At 71.9% G+C, this 1,844-nt stretch carries 2 protein-coding genes; both read left to right on the forward strand.

Features of this window, described 5'->3' with window-relative positions:
* On the forward strand, positions 1–709 hold a 709-nt coding region (locus ACN6LM_RS37955; protein WP_445069974.1), incomplete at its 5' end, for an SDR family oxidoreductase.
* Positions 688–1,770 carry a threonine aldolase family protein gene (locus ACN6LM_RS37960; RefSeq protein ID WP_445069975.1) on the forward strand — a complete coding sequence of 361 codons (1,083 nt, stop codon included), beginning with the start codon at positions 688–690 and terminating at the stop codon, positions 1,768–1,770. The genes ACN6LM_RS37955 and ACN6LM_RS37960, both read left to right, overlap by 22 nt.
* Positions 1,771–1,844 lie beyond the last annotated feature (74 nt).

Here is a 1,844-nt window from a genome sequence, read left to right on the forward strand (position 1 = left end):
CCTCCCCCCCCCCCCCCCCCCCCTCCCCCCCACGCTGCTGCGGCTGGCCGAGGCGGGCGCGGTCGTCGTCGCGTCGGACTCCCACCCCACCCGGCTCGCCGAAGCCGTCGACGCGGCGCGCTACGCCCACGGCGGCGCGACCGTCACGGGCGACACCGTCGATCTGCTCGACCTCGGAGCCACCCGGGAGTGGGCTGCCAAGACGGAGAAGGAGTTCGGCCGTATCGACGGCGTCGTCCACCTCGTGGGCGGCTGGCGCGGCAGCGCGAACTTCACCGAGACCGACCCCGCCGACTGGACACTGCTCGAGAAGCTGCTGATCCGCACGGTGCAGAACACCTCGCTGGCCTTCCACGACTGCCTGCTGCGCAGCGACCGGGGGCGCTTCCTGCTGACCAGCGCGGCCGGCGCGAGCAAGCCGACCGCGGGCAACGCCGCTTATGCCGCGGCCAAGGCGGCCGCCGAGGCGTGGACCCTCGCGCTCGCCGACTCGTTCCGCAAGGCGGGGGGCGAGGACGGCCCCCGCAGCGCGGCTGCGATCCTGGTCGTGAAGGCTCTGGTGCACGACGCGATGCGCGCCGAGCGCCCGAATGCGAAGTTCGCGGGCTTCACCGACGTCAAGGACCTGGCCGATGCCATCGCCGGCGTCTGGGACCGGCCCGCCCCGGAAGTGAACGGAAAGCGCCTGTGGCTGACCCCGCAACCGTAAGGACCGACGCACGTCGCCATCACGACCCGCAGGTCCGCGGTTTCGCCAGTGACAACTACGCGGGGACGCACCCCGAGATCCTCGCGGCACTCGCCCTCGCCAACGGCGGCCACCAGGTCGCCTACGGCGAGGACGACTACACGGGCCATCTCCAGCGCGTCATGCACAGCCACTTCGGCCCCACCGCCGAGGCGTTCCCGGTCTTCAACGGCACCGGCGCCAACGTGGTCTCGCTCCAGGCCATGACGGACCGCTGGGGCGCGGTCATCTGCGCCGAGTCCGCGCACATCAACGTGGACGAGGGCGGGGCGCCCGAGCGGGTCGGCGGCATCAAGCTGCTCACCGTCCCCACCGAGGACGGCAAGCTCACGCCGGAGCTCATCGACCGGCAGGCGTACGGCTGGGACGACGAGCACCGCGCCATGCCGCAGGTCGTCTCGATCACCCAGAACACCGAACTGGGCACCGTCTACACACCCGACGAGATCCGGGCCATCTGCGACCACGCCCACGGGCACGGCATGAAGGTGCATCTCGACGGCGCCCGCATAGCCAACGCCTCGGCCTCCCTGGACGTGCCCATGCGCACGTTCACCAACACCGTCGGCGTCGACGTGCTCTCCTTCGGCGGCACGAAGAACGGGGCCGTCTTCGGCGAGGCCGTCGTCGTCCTGAACCCCGACGCCGTACGGGCCATGAAGCACCTGCGCAAGCTGTCGATGCAGCTCGCGTCCAAGATGCGCTTCGTCTCCGTGCAGCTGGAGGCGCTGCTCGCGGGCGACCTGTGGCTGCGCAACGCCCGGCACGCCAACGCGATGGCCCAGCGGCTCGCCGAGGGCGTGCGCGGGATCGACGGCGTGGAGATCCTCCACCCCGTCCAGGCCAACGCCGTCTTCGCGCGGCTGCCGCACGCGGTGACCGAACGGCTCCAGAAGCGCTTCCGCTTCTACTTCTGGGACGAGCAGGCCGGTGACGTGCGCTGGATGTGCGCCTTCGACACCACGGAGGAGGACGTCGACGCGTTCCTCCTCGCCCTCAAGGAGGAGATGGCCGCCGCCTGAGGGCCGTCCCGCGATTCCCGGCGGACGGGGAACACCCGCCACCGGGGGTGCGGACGGACCGTCCGCACCCCCGG

It is taken from the genome of Streptomyces sp. SAS_281, assembly GCF_052542855.1.